The organism is Clostridium sp. OF09-36, from assembly GCF_003481985.1.
Lineage (GTDB): Bacteria > Bacillota > Clostridia > Lachnospirales > Lachnospiraceae > Brotaphodocola.
In genome coordinates this window covers 354,984-375,646 of sequence record NZ_QUMD01000001.1, presented here as the reverse complement: position 1 = coordinate 375,646, position 20,663 = coordinate 354,984, and the positions used below count along the sequence as shown (strand labels likewise).

The 20,663-nt window shown below is 43.1% G+C and carries 21 protein-coding genes and 3 pseudogenes; 21 read left to right on the top strand and 3 right to left on the bottom strand.

Annotation, left to right across the window (positions count from 1 at the left end):
* Window positions 1-354: 354 nt before the first annotated feature.
* The 16 genes and pseudogenes from DXA97_RS01725 to DXA97_RS01650 all read left to right on the top strand — a co-directional run.
* A pseudogene (locus DXA97_RS01725) lies at window positions 355-993 on the top strand (SIS domain-containing protein); the annotation flags it as partial.
* A 331-nt stretch (window positions 994-1,324) separates the two neighbouring features.
* Window positions 1,325-2,947, top strand: coding sequence for a protein kinase family protein (locus DXA97_RS01720; RefSeq protein WP_118718351.1), 1,623 nt, complete (start codon window positions 1,325-1,327; stop codon window positions 2,945-2,947).
* Between the two features lie 149 nt (window positions 2,948-3,096).
* A complete protein-coding gene (locus DXA97_RS01715) occupies window positions 3,097-3,588 on the top strand; it encodes a hypothetical protein (RefSeq protein ID WP_147355529.1) in 492 nt (163 codons plus the stop codon).
* A complete protein-coding gene (locus tag DXA97_RS01710; protein ID WP_118718349.1) occupies window positions 3,551-3,814 on the top strand; it encodes a hypothetical protein in 264 nt (87 codons plus the stop codon). Before DXA97_RS01715 ends, DXA97_RS01710 begins: the two co-directional genes overlap by 38 nt.
* Window positions 3,815-4,682: 868 nt before the next feature.
* Window positions 4,683-5,495 carry a hypothetical protein gene (locus DXA97_RS01700; RefSeq protein WP_118718348.1) on the top strand — a complete coding sequence of 271 codons (813 nt, stop codon included), beginning with the start codon at window positions 4,683-4,685 and terminating at the stop codon, window positions 5,493-5,495.
* Window positions 5,492-6,382 carry a macro domain-containing protein gene (locus tag DXA97_RS01695; RefSeq protein WP_118718347.1) on the top strand — a complete coding sequence of 297 codons (891 nt, stop codon included), beginning with the start codon at window positions 5,492-5,494 and terminating at the stop codon, window positions 6,380-6,382. The genes DXA97_RS01700 and DXA97_RS01695 overlap by 4 nt, the downstream gene beginning before the upstream one ends.
* A gap of 62 nt (window positions 6,383-6,444) precedes the next feature.
* Window positions 6,445-6,900 (top strand): TIR domain-containing protein, encoded by a 456-nt coding sequence (locus DXA97_RS01690; RefSeq protein ID WP_243107510.1) that lies wholly within the window; start codon window positions 6,445-6,447, stop codon window positions 6,898-6,900.
* A gap of 525 nt (window positions 6,901-7,425) precedes the next feature.
* Window positions 7,426-7,713, top strand: a complete 288-nt coding sequence (locus tag DXA97_RS01685; RefSeq protein ID WP_243107509.1) for an IS66 family insertion sequence element accessory protein TnpB — start codon at window positions 7,426-7,428, stop codon at window positions 7,711-7,713.
* Window positions 7,706-8,062 (top strand): IS66 family insertion sequence element accessory protein TnpB, encoded by a 357-nt coding sequence (gene tnpB, locus DXA97_RS01680; protein WP_118718346.1) that lies wholly within the window; start codon window positions 7,706-7,708, stop codon window positions 8,060-8,062. The genes DXA97_RS01685 and tnpB overlap by 8 nt, the downstream gene beginning before the upstream one ends.
* A gap of 389 nt (window positions 8,063-8,451) precedes the next feature.
* Window positions 8,452-9,765 (top strand): annotated as a pseudogene (locus tag DXA97_RS20600) (IS66 family transposase); the annotation flags it as partial.
* Window positions 9,745-9,969 carry a transposase domain-containing protein gene (locus tag DXA97_RS19980; RefSeq protein ID WP_243107514.1) on the top strand — a complete coding sequence of 75 codons (225 nt, stop codon included), beginning with the start codon at window positions 9,745-9,747 and terminating at the stop codon, window positions 9,967-9,969. The pseudogene DXA97_RS20600 and the gene DXA97_RS19980, both read left to right, overlap by 21 nt.
* A 167-nt stretch (window positions 9,970-10,136) precedes the next feature.
* Window positions 10,137-10,477 (top strand): annotated as a pseudogene (locus DXA97_RS20595) (hypothetical protein); the annotation flags it as partial.
* Window positions 10,478-10,835: 358 nt separating this feature from the next.
* Window positions 10,836-11,309 carry a hypothetical protein gene (locus DXA97_RS01665; RefSeq protein WP_118718345.1) on the top strand — a complete coding sequence of 158 codons (474 nt, stop codon included), beginning with the start codon at window positions 10,836-10,838 and terminating at the stop codon, window positions 11,307-11,309.
* Between the two features lie 5 nt (window positions 11,310-11,314).
* The gene (locus DXA97_RS01660; protein WP_118718344.1) at window positions 11,315-12,424 is read left to right on the top strand and encodes a hypothetical protein; all 1,110 of its coding nucleotides are present in this window, start codon (window positions 11,315-11,317) and stop codon (window positions 12,422-12,424) included.
* Window positions 12,379-13,953 carry a hypothetical protein gene (locus DXA97_RS01655; protein ID WP_147355528.1) on the top strand — a complete coding sequence of 525 codons (1,575 nt, stop codon included), beginning with the start codon at window positions 12,379-12,381 and terminating at the stop codon, window positions 13,951-13,953. The genes DXA97_RS01660 and DXA97_RS01655 overlap by 46 nt, the downstream gene beginning before the upstream one ends.
* The gene (locus tag DXA97_RS01650) at window positions 13,920-14,540 is read left to right on the top strand and encodes a hypothetical protein (RefSeq protein WP_147355527.1); all 621 of its coding nucleotides are present in this window, start codon (window positions 13,920-13,922) and stop codon (window positions 14,538-14,540) included. The genes DXA97_RS01655 and DXA97_RS01650 overlap by 34 nt, the downstream gene beginning before the upstream one ends.
* A 115-nt stretch (window positions 14,541-14,655) precedes the next feature.
* On the opposite strand, the gene DXA97_RS01645 is transcribed toward DXA97_RS01650, so the two are convergent.
* On the bottom strand, window positions 14,656-15,249 hold the full coding sequence (locus DXA97_RS01645; RefSeq protein WP_118718341.1) for a YHYH domain-containing protein: 594 nt from the start codon (window positions 15,247-15,249) through the stop codon (window positions 14,656-14,658).
* Between the two features lie 133 nt (window positions 15,250-15,382).
* Between DXA97_RS01645 and DXA97_RS19975 the strand changes: the two genes are divergently transcribed.
* The 4 genes from DXA97_RS19975 (at window position 15,383) to DXA97_RS01630 (ending at window position 18,090) form a co-directional block, all read left to right on the top strand.
* Window positions 15,383-15,541 carry a hypothetical protein gene (locus DXA97_RS19975; protein WP_182436767.1) on the top strand — a complete coding sequence of 53 codons (159 nt, stop codon included), beginning with the start codon at window positions 15,383-15,385 and terminating at the stop codon, window positions 15,539-15,541.
* The gene (locus tag DXA97_RS01640; RefSeq protein ID WP_118718340.1) at window positions 15,513-16,265 is read left to right on the top strand and encodes a hypothetical protein; all 753 of its coding nucleotides are present in this window, start codon (window positions 15,513-15,515) and stop codon (window positions 16,263-16,265) included. Before DXA97_RS19975 ends, DXA97_RS01640 begins: the two co-directional genes overlap by 29 nt.
* Window positions 16,266-16,552: 287 nt before the next feature.
* Window positions 16,553-17,299, top strand: a complete 747-nt coding sequence (locus tag DXA97_RS01635) for a LytTR family DNA-binding domain-containing protein (RefSeq protein ID WP_118718339.1) — start codon at window positions 16,553-16,555, stop codon at window positions 17,297-17,299.
* Window positions 17,300-17,679: 380 nt separating this feature from the next.
* Entirely contained in the window at window positions 17,680-18,090 is a 411-nt protein-coding gene (locus DXA97_RS01630) for a hypothetical protein (RefSeq protein WP_118718338.1), read from the top strand.
* Between the two features lie 113 nt (window positions 18,091-18,203).
* Here the strand turns inward: DXA97_RS01630 and DXA97_RS01625 are convergent, their stop codons facing one another.
* The gene (locus DXA97_RS01625; protein WP_182436766.1) at window positions 18,204-18,734 is read right to left on the bottom strand and encodes a VanZ family protein; all 531 of its coding nucleotides are present in this window, start codon (window positions 18,732-18,734) and stop codon (window positions 18,204-18,206) included.
* A 144-nt stretch (window positions 18,735-18,878) separates the two neighbouring features.
* Window positions 18,879-19,109 carry a hypothetical protein gene (locus DXA97_RS01620; RefSeq protein WP_118718336.1) on the bottom strand — a complete coding sequence of 77 codons (231 nt, stop codon included), beginning with the start codon at window positions 19,107-19,109 and terminating at the stop codon, window positions 18,879-18,881.
* Between the two features lie 166 nt (window positions 19,110-19,275).
* On the opposite strand from DXA97_RS01620, the gene DXA97_RS01615 reads away from it, so the two are divergent.
* Window positions 19,276-20,601 carry an MATE family efflux transporter gene (locus tag DXA97_RS01615; protein WP_347561412.1) on the top strand — a complete coding sequence of 442 codons (1,326 nt, stop codon included), beginning with the start codon at window positions 19,276-19,278 and terminating at the stop codon, window positions 20,599-20,601.
* Window positions 20,602-20,663 lie beyond the last annotated feature (62 nt).

Sequence of the window (20,663 nt, the reverse complement as noted above, 5' to 3'; positions counted from 1 at the left end):
TTTGTTCATCTCTTTTTCCAAAGTTTGTTCATCTCTTTTTCCAAAGCAAGCATTTTATTTAATATATCCATTATATTATTTTCTTGCATTTCATCTTCAAAGTTTTTTTAAACATAATAGGTATCTCCTTCTGCAATGTTATGTAATGCCTTTTAAATAATTCAGCTTTAGCATATCATAAATTGACAAAATTATTAGTGGTAATTTATTCCATTGTTAGCGTCGGGAGGTTTCAACCACCCAGAGCCGCATAGAATCGACTAATTTTAGCTGTTTAAGATTAACCATTTCATAGAAACAGCCAATGTCTTTTCTGATATTGGGGTTAAACTGATATATGCCAATGCAACAGTCATAGGACTCACTGACGTAGACATCGAAAAAATCAGCCAGGTCTATATCGTAGCCTGCGGATCCGCGTATCATGTCGGCATGGCGGCCCAGTACGTACTGGAAGACCTCGCACGGACTCCAGTGTGCGTGGAACTGGCATCCGAGTTCCGCTACCGCCGCCCTATCCTTGACAAAAATGCCCTTGCCATCATCGTTAGCCAGTCCGGCGAGACTGCAGACAGCCTGGCGGCACTCCGCGAAGCGAAAGAGCACGGCGTACGTACCCTGAGTATCGTAAACGTAGTCGGTTCCTCCATTGCCCGGGAAGCAGACAATGTCTTCTACACCCTGGCCGGTCCGGAAATTTCCGTAGCCACCACAAAAGCCTACAGCACACAGCTCATAGCCGCTTACACGCTCGCAATCCAGTTTGCAAAAGTCCGCGGTGAGATCACCGAAGAGCAGTACACCGCCTACATCAAAGAACTCCAGACCCTCCCGGACAAAATCCGCAAGAGCCGCGGCGCTTATTTAATGGGCCTCACAACCTACAGCAACTACAACATGGAAGATACGGCAGACTTCGTAACCTACATCCCGAAGACCGACCCGCACTTCGCGACCTCGTTGGCAGTGATCCTGTTGCAGCTGATGGGATATTAATAAAATGACACAGGTGGGTTATCGTGAATGGAGCGATGACCCACCTGTATCATTTTGTTATGGAAATAAAAAATTCTTTGAGGAGGAGTACGGAAACTTTTAGCTATGGCTTGCACAAAAAATGAGGGAATATAATGGAATTTCACACAAAAAATGGGGGAATAAAATCGGTATTTTCACATTTTATTTTCATATTTGATGCAAACGGTAACGATACAATTAAATATATTTGTGAAAAGCCTCAGGTTGGTGTAAGATGAAAGCATCAATGTGAGGTTTTTATTTTTGAGAGACAGAAAATATTTAAAGAAATGGCTATAGGTAGTGTATGGGAAAAGGAAAAATTAAAAAATATTCATGGGAAGAAAAATATCTTAGAGAGGAACAGTTAGGCAGCGGTGGAAATGCGTCTGTTTATCGTGTTCGAAATAAAGTTGGTGAGGAATATGCGCTAAAGATTTTAGATGATAAAAAAGACAAAATAAAAACAGCCAGGTTTATCGATGAGATTAAAGTAATGAAAGATAATATGGATATTCCTGGAGTACTTCCAATCATAGAAAGTAATATAGAGGAATTCTGGTATATCATGCCTGTTGCAAAACCAATCATGGAACACTTAAAAGAGTGTAAAAATCAAATAAAAGAAGTAAAATATGCAATTGAGCAGTTAACAGAAACGCTGGTAAAAATGCAGGAAAGAAAAATTGCCCATAGAGATATAAAACCAGGAAATCTTTATTATTATGAAAATCGATATTGCTTTGGGGATTTTGGGTTGGTTGATTTTCCAGAGCATGCAAAAAATATTACAGATGATCGCAGAAATATAGGGGCGAAATTTACAATTGCTCCAGAAATGATGAGATATCCGAGTGTGGCAGATGGATTAAAGGCAGATATTTATTCTATGGCAAAGGCAATATGGATGCTTTTAACAAAGGATGAACTTGGATTTGAAGGTGTTTATAATTACTTGGATACATCTCATGGACTGAGGTATAGAGAAGAACTTATGCATGAGCATTTAGCTGAATTGGAACAATTACTTCATGAAGCCACAAGCAACGCACCTGATGATCGGCCAACGGGAAAACAATTTCAACTTGCTATTCAGAAATGGCTTGCAATATCTGCTGAAGAGGAAAGTGCACAGAAAAGTGATTGGAGTTTTTTGGCCAAATTGATTTTTGGTCATATTGTTCCAAAATCGGTAGTCTGGAATGATGTTGATGATATGATATCAATACTTCATCTAATAATATCAGTACCGGCATATAATCACATGTTATTGCCGGATACAGGGGGAATGGATTTAAGAGATGTTCAGAAAAGTCAAGAAAAAGGTTGGATAGATTTGGTTTCGGATTTTGGCATCAGATACAGAGTAAAACCTAAATGCCTGATTTTTGAAGGTTTCGAAGATGAAATTGAATGGAATTATTTTCGGTTAGAACTATGTGAAGAAGAAAAAATTTTTGACAAGACAGAAAAAGATAAATTATATGAAACATTGGTGGAAGATTATCCGGCGCATTATGTAGATGCAACGGATTCTTGCTATGGGGTCTATGATTATGAATCAGGGAGACCATTGCCAGAAAATTGGCAATTGATTAGAAGATACACACATGGTGTATTTTTGATTGTCATGAAATATGGTTTGTACAATGCTATTTCTGCAACGTATGATGGACTCCACGGAGATTGTGCAAATATAGAATTTCGGAAATACCTAAAACAGTTAATAAAGATAGAAAAGCTTGCGAAAGAAAAAGGCCTGGATCCAGCAATGGTTTTGAATGATAACAGAGTTTCTTATAACCCCTTTAATCAAAATTCTAAGGAAACTTTGAAATTAAAACGGAACAAGACGATTAAGAATAAAATAGCTGCAGAAAAATTTATTCAAGAAATATTATGCAATGGAAATTTCCTATTAACGAAATAGAAGCGAAAAACAGGGAGGCGAAAATTTACTATTTTTTGTCTTATAGGAATGACCAAGTTGTACTTACGAATTTTTTGAGTAAGAAGGAGCAATATCTTGGAACAGATGGATCAATACATATTGCAAGTCAAAGCTGCGAGGACAGACTTATGTTGGTTGATAAACAGGAGGCAATCCAGCTTAAGGATGATATGAAACAGTTTGTTATAACCAAATTGACAGAAGCGGGTTTCTATGGATATGAGGATACAGCAGATATATTTTCTATAGAATTAAAAAAAGGACAGCTTAGAGCACAACATTTGTTTACGAAAGATGAAATAGAACGTGAGATGCGAAATGCAGATGATAGGCTGGGAAATGTATTGGTTATCGATGAAAATGGTTTTGTACATGTAATCCCAGACACTAAAGAAGCAAAAATATTTCCAGTAACAATGGAATCATGGGATGCAAGGAATAATTATGTGGGAAAATATTCATCTTTAGATAGTTTGGAAGAGGCATATTTGTGTGCCCTAGAAGGGTGGTTGGAGTACTTGAAATATGGGAGACATGTGTATGTGGATTATACGGATTTAAAAGATGATAAAGAGATTCTTGGTGAAATTAAAAAGATGTACAGTCTGGATAAAAAGTAAAACCTACAAAGCAAATTTAAAATGCAAGTTGATATTGATTTTTGAGAGAAAAAGAATATTTCTTATCAAAAATCATAGACAAGCTGCTGACCGAAAAAGTGCAGAGGTATCGCTGTTGGGAATCACGGATAAATGGTTTGGTGTGGCTTATAAGACGTTGGTGGTGAAGGCTGTGCGGAGCTTGAGGGAGAGTTATTACGGTAATGAATATCAAGAGCGGGGCTAATGAGGTGTGTTACTTACTACTTGCTTTTTGTGTGTAAAGATAAAGGTGTGTTTCTAAAAAAGATTTGCAAGATGCAGCGGACTATTTTCTGAAAAAATGCTATAATGTGGGTATAAACTATGAGAAACGATAGGAGACGTATATTATGACAGAAAAATATGTAGTATTAAGTGAACGCCCGGAAGAGCAATTGAAAGTGGTAGAATGGGTTCGTGAACAAAAAAATTCTTGATGATAAAAGCAGACGTATTGTAGATGCACTTATGGAAAAAATGACACCTTTGATTTTGAAAAATAGCGCACAAAAATAGCGTGGGTACAGCAGATTTGAAATTACATTAACAAGACACAAAACATATCAAAATAATACGATTTTGAAACACAATACAATAAAGTACTATGAAAAATCGAACCTCAAAAGAGTATGAGAAAATTTGAAAATTAAGTCAAATATATTGTTTTCACATAGCGATATAAAGGTGTTAGAGAAAGCCCTTTGGTCCCAAGGAAGAATATGAGCAAGAATACAGCTCTAAGCTTTTTAGGGAAACTTGTCTGTGAAATAGTCGGCTTTGATATGAATGCAGCTAAAGCTACTTTCTCAGAGTACCCTGAGAGCAATAACCTTGATAGCTGGCAGATATACTTTGTGAACCAGATGGTTAGTACATTGTCCATAACGGAAAGATGAAGGATCTTTTTGTGTTACAGGAATCTCTGTTAATGGATCTGGAATGCGTAGTTGAGATATTACGGATCTGAGCGTATGGATGGGAATACGGAAGATTATTGAAGGTATAAACGATAACGTAATAGTGGCATAGCTATTCGCCATGTAATCACATGATAAAGATGAGAGGGATACGGTATGGGATTAAGTTCTTTGACAAGATATAATCTTTTTATGGAAAGCGGAGATTCAATAGAAAGTGGTGATGGAGTAGTACGCTTTAGGGATTACGTATCAGTTAAGAATATGTATTACGATTCTGCAAGGCTCATACGGGGCTTTGAAGACATTATTAATAATGAGGGGGTAATGCCTCAAATGGAAGAATATCAAGGAATCTTTGATCGTAATGCAAACGAAGTCCGAGATTTTTTGTTCGTGCAGAGAATAATTAATCAAATACAGCAACAAATGAGTAAAAAAATGGAAAAAGAACAGTCTTCGTCCAACTCATTTAAAACATACTTTAGATACTTATTAAAGGCTATTGCAGATTATCAAGAAGAAGTTATAGAAACCAATTTTATTGGGCTTTCGGACGATGAGATTATTCGTACCGCGAGAAAGCAAACTTTTTTGTCATACGCATATTACGACAAGGGGTTAACTCAAGCTTTGTTTTACTATTTTTGGCTTCGCTCTGGTTTTTTATATGTTAACTGGATGTGGGATGGAGTAAATAACCATAGTTCCGCTACCAAGGAGAAATTGGAAGATGCTTTAAAAGATAGCGATCAGTTCTTGTTCCTGAGAACGACGAATAGTGAGTTGCGAATTCGAGGTAATAATAACAGCATTCGCCAATGGTGTGCTTGGGAAATCGGAAATTTCTACACAAAGCATAAAGAAGATAAGTATTATACAAGTTTTTATGATAAAACAGAACCTCGAAACGATATCTTAGATACATTTAGGCCAATGAGAGAAGTAGTTCTAGGAGAAATGCGATGAAAATATTATTTCGTACAATGAGGTATAACTGGCGTTACATATTTTCCCAAAGTAATAAAATCGCAGTAGCCCTATTTTCTTTTTGGGGGTTTGTTACATTAGTTACACCTACAGATACGATGTTAGATTGTATTGATAATGTAGTTCTGAAAATAATTATAGCCGTGCTTATTTTGCTGGGAATCTATTTTGCTATAGTAATAGTGGACACGATTTATACGAGCCAAAGAAAACAAGTGAAAATTTTTAATCTTCACTCAAATCATTTGTTGTTTGTGGAGTATGGGGATTTATTTAATAGCGGAGATCCGAATGAAAAGAAGAACATTGCTTTTGCTGGAAATCGATGTTTCGACACGATTGTGGATGATGATTTAATAGGGTCAAAAAAAATTCACGGTATGGCACTTAAACGAATATATGAGCAAGGCAATAGGGATTCAGATACAGTCTCGAATGAAATACAAAACAATTTGTCATTGCATGGATATAAGTATACGGATCTCAAACAAAAAGAAAAACGAAGTGGAAACTTACGTCGATATGATGTCGGATCGGTTGCTGAAATAAATGGTCTCAATAATGAACAGTATTTTATCTTGGGGTTAACATATTTTGATAATGAATTAAGAGCCCATGTCGAAAAGATAGACTATATAAAAGCTATTGCTTCTTTAGTAAAGTATATTTCAGAACGCTCTCAAGGCTTTTCTACATATATGCCTGTAATTGGGACGGGAGGGGCTGATGCAGGTAGTGTAAATGACTTAGTTGTCTATATTATAAAAACAATTGAGCTTTTTAAGGATGAAATAGATTGCGATATACATATTGTTATAAGTGATAAAGAAGAAAAATTAGGTTTGATGAACCTGAAAATGTTATAGAGAGGTTAAAAAATCTCGAATTTTCAATTAAAAACACTTGATTATATGAGGAGGAACTACACGTGAACAGAACAGGTACATATGTTGCCTTTGACGGGCAGGGCTCGACAGATCCTACAGAAAGCGATATTCATTATTTTAACCTGCTGAAGGCATGGGATAAATCTGGAAGTATAGATTTTAAGTTTACTAATTCACATGAAAAAACTTATCAGGTACGTGATAGTTCATCAAAAGCAACGCTTTTTAACAGATTAGAAACTAGATTATCAGCGAGTAAGAATTTCCTTCTGATTATATCGGATAAGACGAATTATGACAGAGGAATTCTTAATTGGGAAATTGAAAAGGCCGTTGATTATTATGAGTTGCCAATTATAATAGCATATCCAGGGTATTCTAAGATTGGTGCACCGTTAGAATTAAATAGCATGTGGACAAAATCTTTAGCGGAACGAATAAAAAATGAAAGGGCACATTGTATACATATACCGTTTAAAAAAAGAACCGATATTTGACGCGATTAATCAGTTCTCTGTTGTTAATTCAAGGTATCCTAAGGGAGGCGCTTTGGGGTATTACTCAGAGGAAGCGTATAAAAGCTGGGGTATTGTTTAGCATCGTGAAAACGAATTTCGGCTTATATGCTATTCTGGGTACAGCAGCTTTGCAAGTATATTAATAAGACATAAAACCATATCAAAATGATAGGATTTTAAAATGCAATAACAATGTAAACGTTTCAAAGCAAGTACCTGTTCCCAGCATCTACATTCTGCGATAATAGTCTTACACTGTATAGAGTCAAAAAAGTTAAGTACTCAACTTTTTTGACCGACTATGGAGGTTAGAATATGGTAAAGGTCAAACCACTCGCCTTTCACTAAAATCATTTTTAGTGCATACTTGAAAAAAACAATGGAGTTTTTCAAGGAGGACTAAAGACTATGGATCAGTGTACTCACGAAGTACGTGCAGAATACTGGAGAAAAATCATTCAGGCTTGCAGTCAGCGACCAGCAGGCCAATCAGCTAAAAACTAGATGGATGAGAATGGAATCAGCGAACAAAGTTATTATCACTGGCAAAGACGGTTTCGGCAACAGGCGTATGAAAAAATGAAGGAAAATACTTCTGTTCCTGCCGTAGCAGAAAAAGCAGAACTGCCCTTTGTTGAAATTCCTTGTGCTGCCCCAGCAGAAATAAATACGCACACGGTTTCCAATAAACCAGTTGCAACAATCCGTACTGCAGCATTTCAGATTGATATTTCTAATGATATTTCCGCTGTTCTTCTGAGCCGGATTTTCCGAGAGGTGTCTCATGCTTGAAGATGCAGCCGGTATTCGCCGGGTAGTTCTTGCCTGCGGTACCGTTGATCTGCGAAAAGGCATCGATGGTCTGGCAACAATTATCGGCGATAAGTACGGACAAAATCCGTTTGAAAAGGGAACCCTCTTTTTATTTTGCGGGAAACGTTCTGATCGATGCAAAGGACTCTTGTGGATGGGCACAGGGTTTTTACTTCTTTATAAACGATTCGAAGCAGGGCGGTTATCCTGGCCAAGAAATATACAAGAGGCTGCAGATCTTACGGAAGAACAATACAAGTATCTCATGATAGGTTTAAATCCCCTGGATCCGAAAATCAAAGACGTGGATCCGAAAAATATCTATTGAAACATTTGTGCAAAACAGAGAAAATATAGTCCCTGTTTTATTGTTAAAATGAGAGACTTTCGTTTCCGATAGATGACCGGATAGAACGATTCGTTTGCCTGCTATGAAGCAGAAACGATTCATTTGAACCTTGAAAATCCTATATTTCCAAAGGCCTACATAAGGATTCTGATGATTTCTGTAACAGGAAAAAATGACGGTATCTGTTTGGCTGCAGATTGGCATTTATCACAGATTTTTGGTATACTTTCTTTAGAAAGAAGGCGGACAACATGTGTAAAAAATTCACTCCAGATGAACTGAATAAGATGGATCATAAGACCAAAAACGATGTCATCTACCAGATGTAGGATCGGATTGAGCGCCTGGAACAGAACTATGAAAATCTGATGGAGCAGGTCCACCTCGCAAATCAGCAGCGTTTTGGCCGTCAGACAGAAAAGCTGGATGACATCGCAGGTCAGCTTTCCTTTTTTAATGAGGCAGAGGCGAACTGCGATGAAAAAGTTCCGGAGCCAACTGTGGAAGAAGTCATAGATTCAGCCAGAAAAGTCCCGAAGAAACCAAAAAAAAAGGGGCAGCGTGAGGAAGATCTGCAAGATTTTCCTCAGGAAGAAATCCCTCATGATATACCAGAGCAGGAATTAAATGAAGCTTTTGGTAAGGGGAACTGGAAAAATATACCAGATGAAATTTTCTGGCAGCTTCGTTTTGAACCGGCCAAATGGGTTGCAGAAAAACACATCATAAATGTTTATGTTGGAACAGATGGGGTTCATCAGGATGAGTTTTTACGTGGTGACCATCCGGAAACGATGTTCAAAGGCAGCATTGCAACACCTTTTCTTGAAGCGGCGATTATCAATGCCAAATATGTAAACAGCAATCCAGTTGATCGTATTTCCAGAGATTTTAAAGCGAATGGTCTGAACCTGTCCAAACAGACGATGTCAAACTGGGCGGTTTGGACGGCTGAACGTTATTTACTACCGGTGTATGAACAGATGAAAAAACGCTAGCTGGAGGCACACGTAAATCAAAGTGATGAAACGCCTGTGGAAGTGATTCATGATGTCAGACCTGCAGGCAGCCAGAGTTATATGTGGGTGCACATCACTGGAGAATTGAGCGCAGTTCCGCTGATTATTGTATATGAATACCAGAAGACGCGGCATAGTGATCATCCAAAAGCGTATTATAAGGATTTCTCCGGAATTCTTATGACAGATGATCTGGAACAGTATCATAAGTTGGCACGTGATCTGGAAAGAATAAAAAATGCGAACTGCATGGCCCATGCAAGACGTCATTTCGCAAATGCGATTAAGGCAATCGGAAAAAGTAATCCCAAAGCGGTTGAAGCATCGGTTGCGTATAAGGCACTCGTACGGATCGGAGCTATTTATGATCTGGAAGGTGCGTTAAAGGACTTGACTCCTGAAGAACGATTAAAAGAACGGTAGTCTTCCATCAAACCGCTGCTTGAAGAATTCTTTGTATGGCTTCGAAAAATACAGACAGACCAGACGGTTCTTCCGAAAGGTGAAACAGCCAAAGGTATTAACTATTACTTGAATCAGGAAGAATACCTGAAGGTGTTCCTGTCAGACGGAGAAGTACCGATTGATAACCTGGCCAGTGAGCGCGCATTGAGAACTTTTACGATTGGTCGAAAAAACTGGATGACGATCAACACGGTACGTGGAGCTCAGGCAAGCGCGATAATTTACAGCGTTACCGAGACAGCCCGCGCAAATGGATTGAATATTTATTACTATGTAAAACATTTATTAACAGAATTGGTGAAGTCAGTTCGTGCCGATGGAAGTATAGACGAAACAGCGTTGGAAGAACTTATGCCGTGGTCAAAAATGCTTCCTGCAGAATGCTATAAGCGCCGCAAATAAGCGGCGCTGTATTTGCCGTGGAGCGAAGAATTTGACCTTTACGAATTAGCATCAGAACTGATGCTTACATTCATTATAAGAGCGGTTCCCTAATAATCGGAATAGTACTTTCTATTAATCCAGAATAATGGCTTCCTAGTTCGGACAGGTGGTGTAAAAGTGCCCGTAATATTCATTATGTCGGTATGACGGCCCAGTACGTGCTGGAAGACCTTGTGCGGATTTCGGTGCGCATGTAACTGGCATTCGAGTTTTGCTACCGACGTCCCATCCTTAACAAAAATGCCCTAGCCATCGCCAGCCAGTCCGGCGAGACTGCAGATAGTCTGGCGGCATTCCGCAAGGCGAAAGAGCACGGCGTACATATCCTGGGTATTGTAAACATAGTGGGTTTCTTCATCGACCGCGGCATCGACATGCCATTTGCTTGGAGGGCAGCCTTAAGATGAAGGAAATCAGCTATATCCATTCGGAAGCATACGCAGCTGGCAAACTGAAATACGGAAGCGGCTTCTTTCTTTGCCTCATTTATTGTGAAACTTACAGGTAACTACTTTTGATTGTTATGTTGCCATTATTCGAACATTTTTGAATTGCACAAGCAGGAAATATCTGGATGATTTAACATTAGAAGATGCATGAAACTACATTTTTGAGTTATGCGTAAATCATTACGTGTCTACTCAGTACTGCAATACGGTTTATTCCTAAATGTTTTAGTTGAATACTTATCGTCATAATTTATACAGGGAATGGAAAATGAAAGCGGTTATCGTTGAAGATTAAGCGCAACGGAACTGAATCCGGAAAGCTGATTGGGCCGGATTGTCTGTTTTCTGAATTCACCTGGAAGGAGGCAGCTTATCATGTTCACGATTCCCTCATTTCTTATTCCCTTTGCGGATAGCATGAAGTTATCTGCGGCCTACGATATCGTAAAATACGGCGTAACCCAGGGTGTGGGACATGCTGCTTCGAAGAAAAAGAAGAAGGCTATGGAAGCACCCATTGCGCCCACGCATCACATCCCCCGCCTTTGCACCGATCAGGAGCATCCGGGAGTGGACGGGGATGCAGCAGAGGTGTATGGTTTTTCTCTTTTGGATTATTGCATGGAGCATCAGAATGTGGTTCTTTTAGGAGAGGCGGGCTGTGGAAAGACGCAAGAGTTGCAGTGGATGGAATTCTGCTGTTATAAAGATGTCAATCTGCCACGGGCGGTGCGGATACCTTTGCGAACGTATTCGGATGAATCTATGGCAGAACTGGCAAGGCAGCGTGGCGTGGAACCGGAAAATCAGGAAAATCTGTTGTTCCTGATCGATGGTTTGATGAGATAGCCGGTGTGCATAAGCAGAATTTCCTAAAACAGGCGGCATTGTATCAGCAGGAAAATAAAGAAGCGCGTTTTCTGATTTCTACGAGAAACCACTTTTACAGGGCAGGCCTGTTTGGTGAAGCGTTTGAGGCTGTGTGGATGCAGCCGCTGACCGAGTCAGATATAGAATGTTATGTGACGGAAATGGGAATTCTGTACGATAACTGGAAACGGCAGATTGAGGAGAGACGTCTTTCTACGGTAGTGGAAAATCCGTTTTATCTGGTGGAACTATGCCAGCTTTATCTGGAATGTGGGAAGGTGCCGGATCGGGATCAGCTGATGCAGACATTGACAGAACGGAAACTTGGTCAGGATTTGGACAAGTACCGGATGACGGGAAAACTGGATTTTGAGGAAAACATAGAAAAGGCAAAACTGTTGCTAGAACGTCTTGCAGTGGCGATGCATGCGATGGATACGCGGGTGCTGACAGAGTTTGAATATGAACGTCTGATTGCATCTGCGGCAGAGCGGGAATTGCTGAAATACAGTGGCTTATGGGTGCTCCGGGATGGGAACTGGCAGTTTATGCACAATAATTTTGGCGAGTATCTGGCGGCAAAATATCTGGCAGGCTGTCCGCTTGATCAGGTTCAGGAACTGGTGTGTCTGGGCCATCCGGAGCTTGGTGTCAGCAGAAACTGGCATCATGTGCTTTCGTATTTGTTGTCCATCTGCGACGGGGAGATCTGGGATTGGCTGCTGCAGCAGGACTTTACTTTGTTTCTGGATACGGACTGGAACCGGATTTCCCCATCGGACCGGAGTGCGATTCTGCTTCGTGAATGGGAAAAAAGCAAACAGCTTCATGCCTGGATTCATCATCAGAATTACAGGCTCAGCGATTTGGCGGAGTTTGGAATGGGGTATGAGGTGTTTCGATTGCTTTTGGGGGAAATTCGTGAGCCGCAGGATGAGATTTCACTAAAAAATGCAATTCTGCTCCTTGGTTATAGTCCAGACACATATGGATGCGAGAAGGAGGCAAGGGATATTCTTTGGGCTGTCTTGCAGTCGGATCAGGAGCCGTGGGTTTACGAGCGGGCAATCATTGCCCTATTGATCTTCAGCTGATGGATGTGGAACTGCTGGGGATGATTTTGAACCGTTTTGGGAAAAATTCGGAATCGCAGGTGCGCTATCCGTTGTATGCGGCTATCCAGCTGCTTGGACAGACAGATGAACAGATGGAGTTTTTATTGGAAGGTCTTCCGTACATAGTCAGTCGGGAAGAAAACCGCTTGGGAAACGAGTCGTATGAACTGCATCTGGCATTGCTTTCCGTATCGACTGCACCTGCGGCTTGCAGACTTCTGGAGCTGCTGACAGGTACTCTGGTTTATACTCATATTTATGAGGTGGAAAAAATTGTGAGACAGGCAGTTTTCTGTATGGCAGAGGCATACTCTGGACAGAAGGATGCGAACTGGCTGGCAATGGCAGATTTTTACGGGACTGCCGCAGTCCAGAGCATGCATACCGTGGATCGGGAAGTCCTGCAGTATTTTGAAAAGACTGGAACAAAGCAGGAGTTATTTGCCCAGCTTTTGCGGGATGCCATGAGTCGGGAAGAGGCGGGAATGCGTGCGCAGGTGTATCTTCTGCTTCCTTTGTTGGATGAGCCGGTATCGCTTTGGATTCTGGAGCAGTATCGGGACCAGAAATTGAAGGATGCAGAGGCTGCGTACTGTCTGGATCTTATGAATACCGGAAATCCGGTATGTGAGAAATTGCGGATGCTGTATCAGAACAGGACTCAAAAGACCATCAGTGTGCGGCCGTATATTGATTACGAGGCCCGGCGACGTGAAGGGGATGCTTCTTATCAGAAGGCAGTGGGAGAACGGACATATTATCTGGAGTTGCTGGAAGAATGCTTGAGCCGTATGGATGTGGACGATATGAGTCCGCAGGAGGTACGGGAGTCGGATGATCTGTTTTACCGCCTGGAGGACCGGACTGATTTACAGGAAGTAATGCAGGATTACCGTATGCATGCTGGGAAGAAGAAATCGGTGCGCCAGTGGATGAATCTGCTTGCCAAAGAGGATTTGGTGTGGGAGAGACTTCAGGTATGGATTGTATGGCATTGGATGCAGCATAAAGATAAGGAGATTCCGGCGGTCTTCCAGACCGTTGCAGAGTCATTTTATGGGAAGTATATTCAGACAGCAGATTTTGCCGGGTGCCAGATTTGGGAAGATCATACACATTACCAGCGTAAGGACTGGAAATGTTATTATCTGATTTATTTTGCACAGCGGCTGAAATTTCCGATGGGGAAAGAAAAGGCTCTGGGACTACTTCTTTTTGGCGGCCATTTTTATAAGGCGGAGATGGAGAAACTGTTAAAGCAGTATCTGACGGAGGAAGAACTGTGCCGGGAAGTGAAAAAGAATCTGCTGGAAAAGGATTTGAAGGGAGATCCTCTGGAGCTTCATCTGACTCTGTGTGGGGAATATCAGTGTGTGGAATGTTTGGAAATAGTACGGCAGACGGCGCTTGAAGAAGCGGCACCTGAATTTATCCGGTGCGCAGCATCAACGCATTTGTGCAGCTTGCAGATGAAATGGCTATATGCCGGGAACTTTTACCTACGTTGAACGGACGCCTTTGGAGCCGTGCAGCAGAGGGTGTGATGCAGGCAATCCGGGACAAAAAGGTAAAAAATAAAGTAGGGGAGGCAGTCTGGAAACCTGTGTTTTTGGAGCAGTTGTGGGAGGCTGGGCAGGCATCGGAGGAGCTGCGCATGACTGTGTATGCATGGCTGATCCAGCTGCAGGATGTCCGGGGACTACGGGCGTACCGGGAGTTATTGGAACGGGAACAGAAAGCTTTAGGGGATAGTACCGGTTGTGGGCCGACGGAGTCTATTGCAGTGGTGGAAGCACCAACACTTTGGCCGGAGCTTGCCCGTTTGACAGAACTATGTCTGTGCCCGGAATTTAAAGACAGGGAATGTTTTGGCCTTTCTACGTATCTGCCCCGTGCGCTGAATAATGTGGCGGCTGTGAGTGAAGCTGGGCATCATTTTGTGTGTGATGTGTTGGAGCATCAGAGGAGACTTTATGAGGGAGATCTGAAGCGGGAAGCCTGGATCCAGGCATGGCTGTCAGATGCTGCGGAAGCGTATAAGACGAGCGTGCAGCGGCGTTGGAGTGTGGAACAGGTGTTATTTTATGGATTATGAATATGATAGACGGGCAGAAAGGATAAAAGTGAAATATACTGGCACATCATTTCCCTTGAAATGAATGTGCCAGTATGCTACAGAAATCTACAATAAGAAATTAGGGCTGTCTAAATCAATGCGCACGCCCTTCCTTACAACCACTCTGAACATAATGATCATAATAAGCTTTCCAGTCATCGCCAAAGGCAGTTTTTAAATCATCGTTATTTTCTTTATAAGATGCTACATCAAAGTCTTCATTACCGCGCCGTCCTTCTTTCATGCCAGTGGTATAGAAGTGTTCGAAGAGTTTTAATTTGTTGTTGCCGATGGCAGACTGCAGATCGCTGTTGTGGCTGTAGTAATAGTCAGCATCAAATACGGCCTGGTAAGAATTCATAAGGTCTGTGGTGATGCTGGTCTGGTTGGCAGCAGTATTGCTTCCAGACGAATTACTGCCGGAAGAACTCTGGGAAACATTTTTCTGCCCGCCGGATTTGTAAGGACACACTCCGTTTTCGTGAAGATGTGCCGGGTAACCGCCGCAGTGATAATGATAGCTGCCAAGACCACTTCGGTTTTTATAGTCGTGGTGACCGCCCTGGGAATCGGTCCGTCCCGGGTGTGCTTCTGCGATGATCGGGCTGGTACCCGGAATAACCGGCATGGCAGTGGAGAGAACAAGACAGGACAAAAGAACAGATACCTTTTTCGATAATTTTTTCATGGAAACGCCCCCTCAATGTATGATATAGTTATTATACCATGACAGACAATGGGATTCCATATGGTTTGAGTATGGATGCGTGAATTGAAAAGAAAAACTGATAATAATCGGTTTATCCGATGGAGGGCCAACTATGGATAAGGAAATCGCAGGCAGTGTTACACTGGACGTAGAAACATCAAACAGAAATGCTTCTTTTTCCAGAAGAATGCAGGAGTACTATGAGGCGTTGAAAGGCGGGAAGACCATAAAAGAGGTGGTTTATGAAAAATACACAGAAAGAACGGATTAAAAAAGGAAATGCAAAAAAGTCTTTCAAAAAACTATGGAAGGTTTTTCAGAAAAATGCTGGTCCAATAGGAACCGTGGTAGCTATTTTTGCTCTTCTGCTCACATGGGGCAATTACCATGCAAGCAAATCAGCAGCTTTAGAACAGGAGCAGGAAAGGCAGATATTGGCACAGGAAAGGCAGGCCCTGGAGCAGGAAAAGCAGCCTTCGTTTGCCTGGGACCAGAAACTGACGGAGGTGGATAATCACTATATTATCAGAAATACCGGAGGTGACATCCGTGATGGAAGCTTGTCGTTTGATCCGGTATGTGAAATTCGGATCTTCGATGATCGTGCCCAGGAGATGGGAACACTTCTTTGGGATAGATATAGTGAGATAACAAGGGTTCCATATGATTTTGAGAGAGATTGGTTTGAGGTTTTTGGTGAGGAATCACCGGAGCCGGTTGCACGATGGGAAGAGATCATACAGAATGCAGTCCACGAGGAGGGATATTATTGCCTGGTTAATTGGACACAGCGTTACCGGATCCAGTATCGGGATTATAAACAGGAGGGAAAATCCCGGGAGCTGATCGCCCGAGGCGGAGAACTTTATGATTTTAAAGATGGGGAGAAGAATGGTTACAGGCTCTGGCTGGAGATGAATGAATCTGGGGAACGGTTGCTTGGTTCTCTGGTAAGAAGTGGGATTGAAAGTCTGCAAAGGAAGCAGGAAGTGTAACACTTTTCATATGCATTTGTTCCAGATGTACGCCTATGCTATTTCGGAATCCCACGCAGTAGGATGCACGACATTTTTTGACAAATTTCATATGGCAAAATCCCCCAGTTTTCCCACATTTCTCCTACATTCCTTTGTGCGATGTTCTGAATCTTTGAAATCCGTTTTACAAAAATATTTCCCTTTAGTATAATGAATTCGTTTCACTAATAAGGGATAGGGTTACTGGGCGCGTATGCGTGAACAGTAACAGGATAGGAGCTTTACTGGGGAGATAAAGAGTAGCTATGAGAAATGCGTTAATTTTTGATGATAATAAAATTTTGGCAGAACTTGTACAGCTGAAGGTGGAAGCTTTATTTCGGAAATACGATCTGGAGTTTGAGGTAGACCGTATGAATAGCATTAAACAGCTGGAATCCTGCGAGAAAACGTATCAGCTGGTATTTATGGATATTGTCCTGCCGGAGCAGGATGGAATCAATATTACAAGAGAGTGGAAGAATTCCGGCCGCTTTGGGGAAGTGGTTTTTGTTTCCGCATACGACGATAAGGTGTTTGCTTCGTTTGACACAAATCCGCTTTATTTCGTCCGAAAAAATAACCTGGATGAGGATCTGGAGCAGGCAATCATTTCCTATAAAAGAAAGATTGCTGCGACACAGGTGATCGTGCCGGAGGGTGCAAAGTACCATGTGTGGGACGTAAATGATATCATGTACCTGGTGAGCCGCAACCATTACATCGATGTGTATATGGCGAATGGCAACAAGCCGCTGGTCCGCGGTAAGCTGGATGACATGGAGAAGATCCTGCAGGATTATAATTTTGTGCGGGTTCAGGTCAGCTATCTGGTGAATTTAAAATATGTGGATGCGGTGAAGAGTCAGGCAATCCGCATGAAGAATGGCAAGGTGTTCCGCATCAGCCGAAGTACCGGGAGAAGATTGCTTCCCGCATGGAGGCTGGCTGGTAGGAATTCTGAAATCAGTGAATCTGTTTGCAGATGTCGCCATTTCGAATATGTAGAGTAGTTACTGGATACAGGGAGGAACTTCCCGGAACGGAGAGGCTGCGTTGCTGAAGCAACCGTGTCTCAGCGCGAGAATGTGCCAAGGCACATTCTTTTCACGTCAGGAAATGCAGGAAAATATGCATTGCCGGGCATACCGCACGAGCAGTAACACAAAAGGTGACAAATAACAGGGAAAGTTGACAGCAAGGTGTCTCTTTTCAGAAAAGTACAGTAGAATAAAGGCATTACATTACAAAAGACAGTCCGTAGTGAACTGTCTTTTTGCGTTTCAGGGGAATCTGCGTCTTATGGAACAAAAACGCTCCGCTGGGATGTGTATTCTTTTTTATTTAACAGACGATTGTCAAAGAGGAAAATTGGGGGCAAAGGGGGATGAGGATGCCGGTACTGAAAAATAGACATCTTGTGATCAGTCGTGCAAAAAATTGCCGTGAGCTTTATGATACGGTGTGTGGGTGGCTGAATACGACAAATTATTTTAAATGGACGGATGATTCGGTGAGCTTTAATAATGGGCTGGATGAACAGGAATGGAAGCGGCGCCAGCTTCTTCTGCGTCACCGCATTTCGGAGTGCAGCTGTGTGGTGCTTTTTGCAGAAATGTATGGGGAGTATGGAAAATGGGCGGATTTTGCGATTGAATTTGCGAATGAATTCCATAAACCGCTGATCGGGGTGCGCCCGCGCGATGACAGTCCGGCGCCGAAGTGGATGCAGATCAATTGCCGGGTGACAGTGAAGTGGCAGCGCAGCGCCATTGTTGCGGCAATACAGGAGTATTCCCTGTAGGGTTTGCGGGAGATGTTTTTGGGACTGCTGGGCAGGATTTTCTGGAGAAGACAGAGCGTTTTTTCATCTGCCTATGGCTTGGTTTTGGCTTGTGTAGTTGTGGAGCTATGAGCTTACGAAGTTGTGTAATTATGTAGAAGTCCGTTTTTTCTCTGCCGATAAAAAATCAGCACCATCAGCCTGATCCCAGCCGCCCCAATGTTGTCGATCAGCACATCACTGAAGCGTCCGGCCCGCCCAGGCACGAACAGCTGGTGAAATTCATCGGTGCAGGCATAGAAAAAGGTGACGGCGAGTGCTGCGTTCAGCAGGCGTTTTCCATGCAGTCCCCAGGTTCGCAGACCGAAGACCAGGGAGAGGAAGAGTACGGTGTATTCGGTGATGTGGGCGCATTTTCGCACCGGCATGCTGAGAAATTCGCAGATGGCAGGCACATTGATCTGTTTAAGTTCCAGCAGATGGAGCTTATCTGCGATGGATAAAAGCATCTGGGTGACACCGTTGCTCATAAGGGTGGACTGGTCAGCTGGCTGGCTGGAGAAATAAAAAATGGCAGCAGCAATGGCGACGGAGGGAAGCATCGCCAGTATTTTTATAGTGCGGGTTGGAAAGGCGCCGGTGGCGCGATTGCGGATTCTGGCCATGGTATCCTCCTTTTTGTCTGGCATGCGGCCATCACCTGCCGCATGGTCTTGGGCAGTTTCGTTTGTCATCACCTGCCGTATGGCCTTGGACAGTTTCGTTTGTCGTTGCCTGCCGCATGGCTTCGGAAATTCTGCTTGCCATGCCTACCGCATGGCCTCGGATAGTTCCTTCCACAGCTCGATATCGTCTGCGCTGAGGCGCATATTGGTTACGAGTTCCTGGCCGTCCGGTGAGGTGATCTTGAATTCAAAAATGGTTCCTTCCTGGACGCCACGTTTGACGATAGCATTTAAAAAGAGCGGAAATTTAGGATGGTTGGCCGCGAAGCGGGACCATGCATTTTTCATTTTCATTAATTTCATTGGATTGATCATAGGGTCTCTCTTTCTGATTATCTATATAGCGTAAACAACATTCCTAGTATATCCCAGAATTGCTTTTCTGAAAAGTAATACTTGTAAAGTTTTGGCAAAATAGGTATCATTGAGATATCTGTTTATAGATTTGTTTATAAATTATAGAAACTCAGGGGATAAATTCATGGATATGTTTTCTAGGAAGGATCTGGTCCATCTGTTTGCCCCGCTTCTGGTAGAGCAGCTTTTGGCTGTTTTAGTGGGCATGGCGGATGTTGTCATGGTGGCGGCAGTAGGGGAAACAGCGGTTTCCGGCGTGGCGCTGGTGGATTCCATCAGCGTGCTGATCATTCAGGTGCTGTCGGCTATGGCAACCGGTGGAGCGGTGGTCTGCTCCCAGTATATTGGAAAGAAAAAGCCGGAGCAGGCGTGCCGGGCGGCGGGGCAGCTGGTGCTGATCACGGCGGCGCTTTCTTTGCTGATCGCGGCGGTGGCGTTTATTGGGAACCGGCATTTGCTGCGGCTGATCTTTGGCTCGGTGGAAGCATCGGTCATGGATAACGCACAGACTTACTTCTGGTTTACGGCAATGTCGTATCCGTTTCTGGCACTTTATAATTCCGGGGCGGCCTTGTTCCGCTCTATGGGAAATTCGAAGGTTTCCATGAAGGTTTCTCTGGCGATGAATGCCATCAATGTGGCGGGCAATGCGCTTTGCGTATTCGGACTTCACATGGGAGTGGAGGGTGTGGCGATCCCGACGCTGGTTTCCCGTATGTTTGCGGCGGTGGTAATGGTGATCCTGGTGCGCAGCCCGAAGAACAGCATCCGGGTATACAGCTTCCGCCAGCTGGTCCCGCAGCTGGATATGATCGGCAAGATCCTGGCCGTTGGAGTTCCGAGCGGACTGGAGAACGGCATGTTCCAGTTTGGAAAGATTGCATTGCAGAGTCTGGTTTCGACGCTGGGAACGGCATCGATCGCCGGTTATGCGGTGGCAACGAATCTGGTGACATTCCAGTATCTGCCAGGTGTGGCGCTTGGATTGGGCCTCATTACGATTGTGGGGCAGTGCGTGGGCGCGGGCGAGCCGGAGCAGGCAAAGCGGTATACAAAGAAGGTGATCGCAGTCAATTACGGGCTGCTGCTTGTGATCTGTACCTTGATGGCAGTATTCCGGAGCTTTGTGGTCGGAATTTATAATCTGTCTCCGGAGGCATCGGACCTGGCGCAGAAGCTTTTGCTGGCGCATTCCTGTGGCATGGTGCTCTGGCCGCTGGCCTTTGCACTGCCGAATACACTGCGTGCCGGTCTGGATGCAAAATTTACAATGATGGTTTCAGTCTTTTCCATGTGGATGTTCCGCATTGGTCTTGGCTATGTGTTTGTAAAGGGACTTCATATGAGTGTCCTGGGAATCTGGTATGCGATGTTTGTGGACTGGATCTTCCGTCTGGTAGTATTTGTATGGAGGTTTAAGGGATTCTCGGCGCGGGTGCGCCAGGTCTGAGCGGTGAGCAGGCACGAAACAGTTACAGAATTTTGAAAGTGAAAGAAACAGGAGGAAATGGG

Bases quoted from the DNA above. Each gene is read 5' to 3' on its own strand.
- DXA97_RS01720 (WP_118718351.1), top strand. From the start codon at position 1,325: ATGGGAAAAGGAAAAATTAAAAAATATTCATGGGAAGAAAAATATCTT.
- DXA97_RS01715 (WP_147355529.1), top strand. From the start codon at position 3,097: ATGTTGGTTGATAAACAGGAGGCAATCCAGCTTAAGGATGATATGAAA.
- DXA97_RS01700 (WP_118718348.1), top strand. From the start codon at position 4,683: ATGGGATTAAGTTCTTTGACAAGATATAATCTTTTTATGGAAAGCGGA.
- DXA97_RS01695 (WP_118718347.1), top strand. From the start codon at position 5,492: ATGAAAATATTATTTCGTACAATGAGGTATAACTGGCGTTACATATTT.
- DXA97_RS01685 (WP_243107509.1), top strand. From the start codon at position 7,426: ATGGATGAGAATGGAATCAGCGAACAAAGTTATTATCACTGGCAAAGA.
- tnpB (WP_118718346.1), top strand. From the start codon at position 7,706: ATGCTTGAAGATGCAGCCGGTATTCGCCGGGTAGTTCTTGCCTGCGGT.
- DXA97_RS19980 (WP_243107514.1), top strand. From the start codon at position 9,745: ATGACGATCAACACGGTACGTGGAGCTCAGGCAAGCGCGATAATTTAC.
- DXA97_RS01665 (WP_118718345.1), top strand. From the start codon at position 10,836: ATGTTCACGATTCCCTCATTTCTTATTCCCTTTGCGGATAGCATGAAG.
- DXA97_RS01650 (WP_147355527.1), top strand. From the start codon at position 13,920: ATGGCTATATGCCGGGAACTTTTACCTACGTTGAACGGACGCCTTTGG.
- DXA97_RS01645 (WP_118718341.1), bottom strand. From the start codon at position 15,249: ATGAAAAAATTATCGAAAAAGGTATCTGTTCTTTTGTCCTGTCTTGTT.
- DXA97_RS19975 (WP_182436767.1), top strand. From the start codon at position 15,383: ATGGATAAGGAAATCGCAGGCAGTGTTACACTGGACGTAGAAACATCA.
- DXA97_RS01640 (WP_118718340.1), top strand. From the start codon at position 15,513: ATGAAAAATACACAGAAAGAACGGATTAAAAAAGGAAATGCAAAAAAG.
- DXA97_RS01635 (WP_118718339.1), top strand. From the start codon at position 16,553: ATGAGAAATGCGTTAATTTTTGATGATAATAAAATTTTGGCAGAACTT.
- DXA97_RS01630 (WP_118718338.1), top strand. From the start codon at position 17,680: ATGCCGGTACTGAAAAATAGACATCTTGTGATCAGTCGTGCAAAAAAT.
- DXA97_RS01625 (WP_182436766.1), bottom strand. From the start codon at position 18,734: ATGGCCAGAATCCGCAATCGCGCCACCGGCGCCTTTCCAACCCGCACT.
- DXA97_RS01620 (WP_118718336.1), bottom strand. From the start codon at position 19,109: ATGATCAATCCAATGAAATTAATGAAAATGAAAAATGCATGGTCCCGC.
- DXA97_RS01615 (WP_347561412.1), top strand. From the start codon at position 19,276: ATGGATATGTTTTCTAGGAAGGATCTGGTCCATCTGTTTGCCCCGCTT.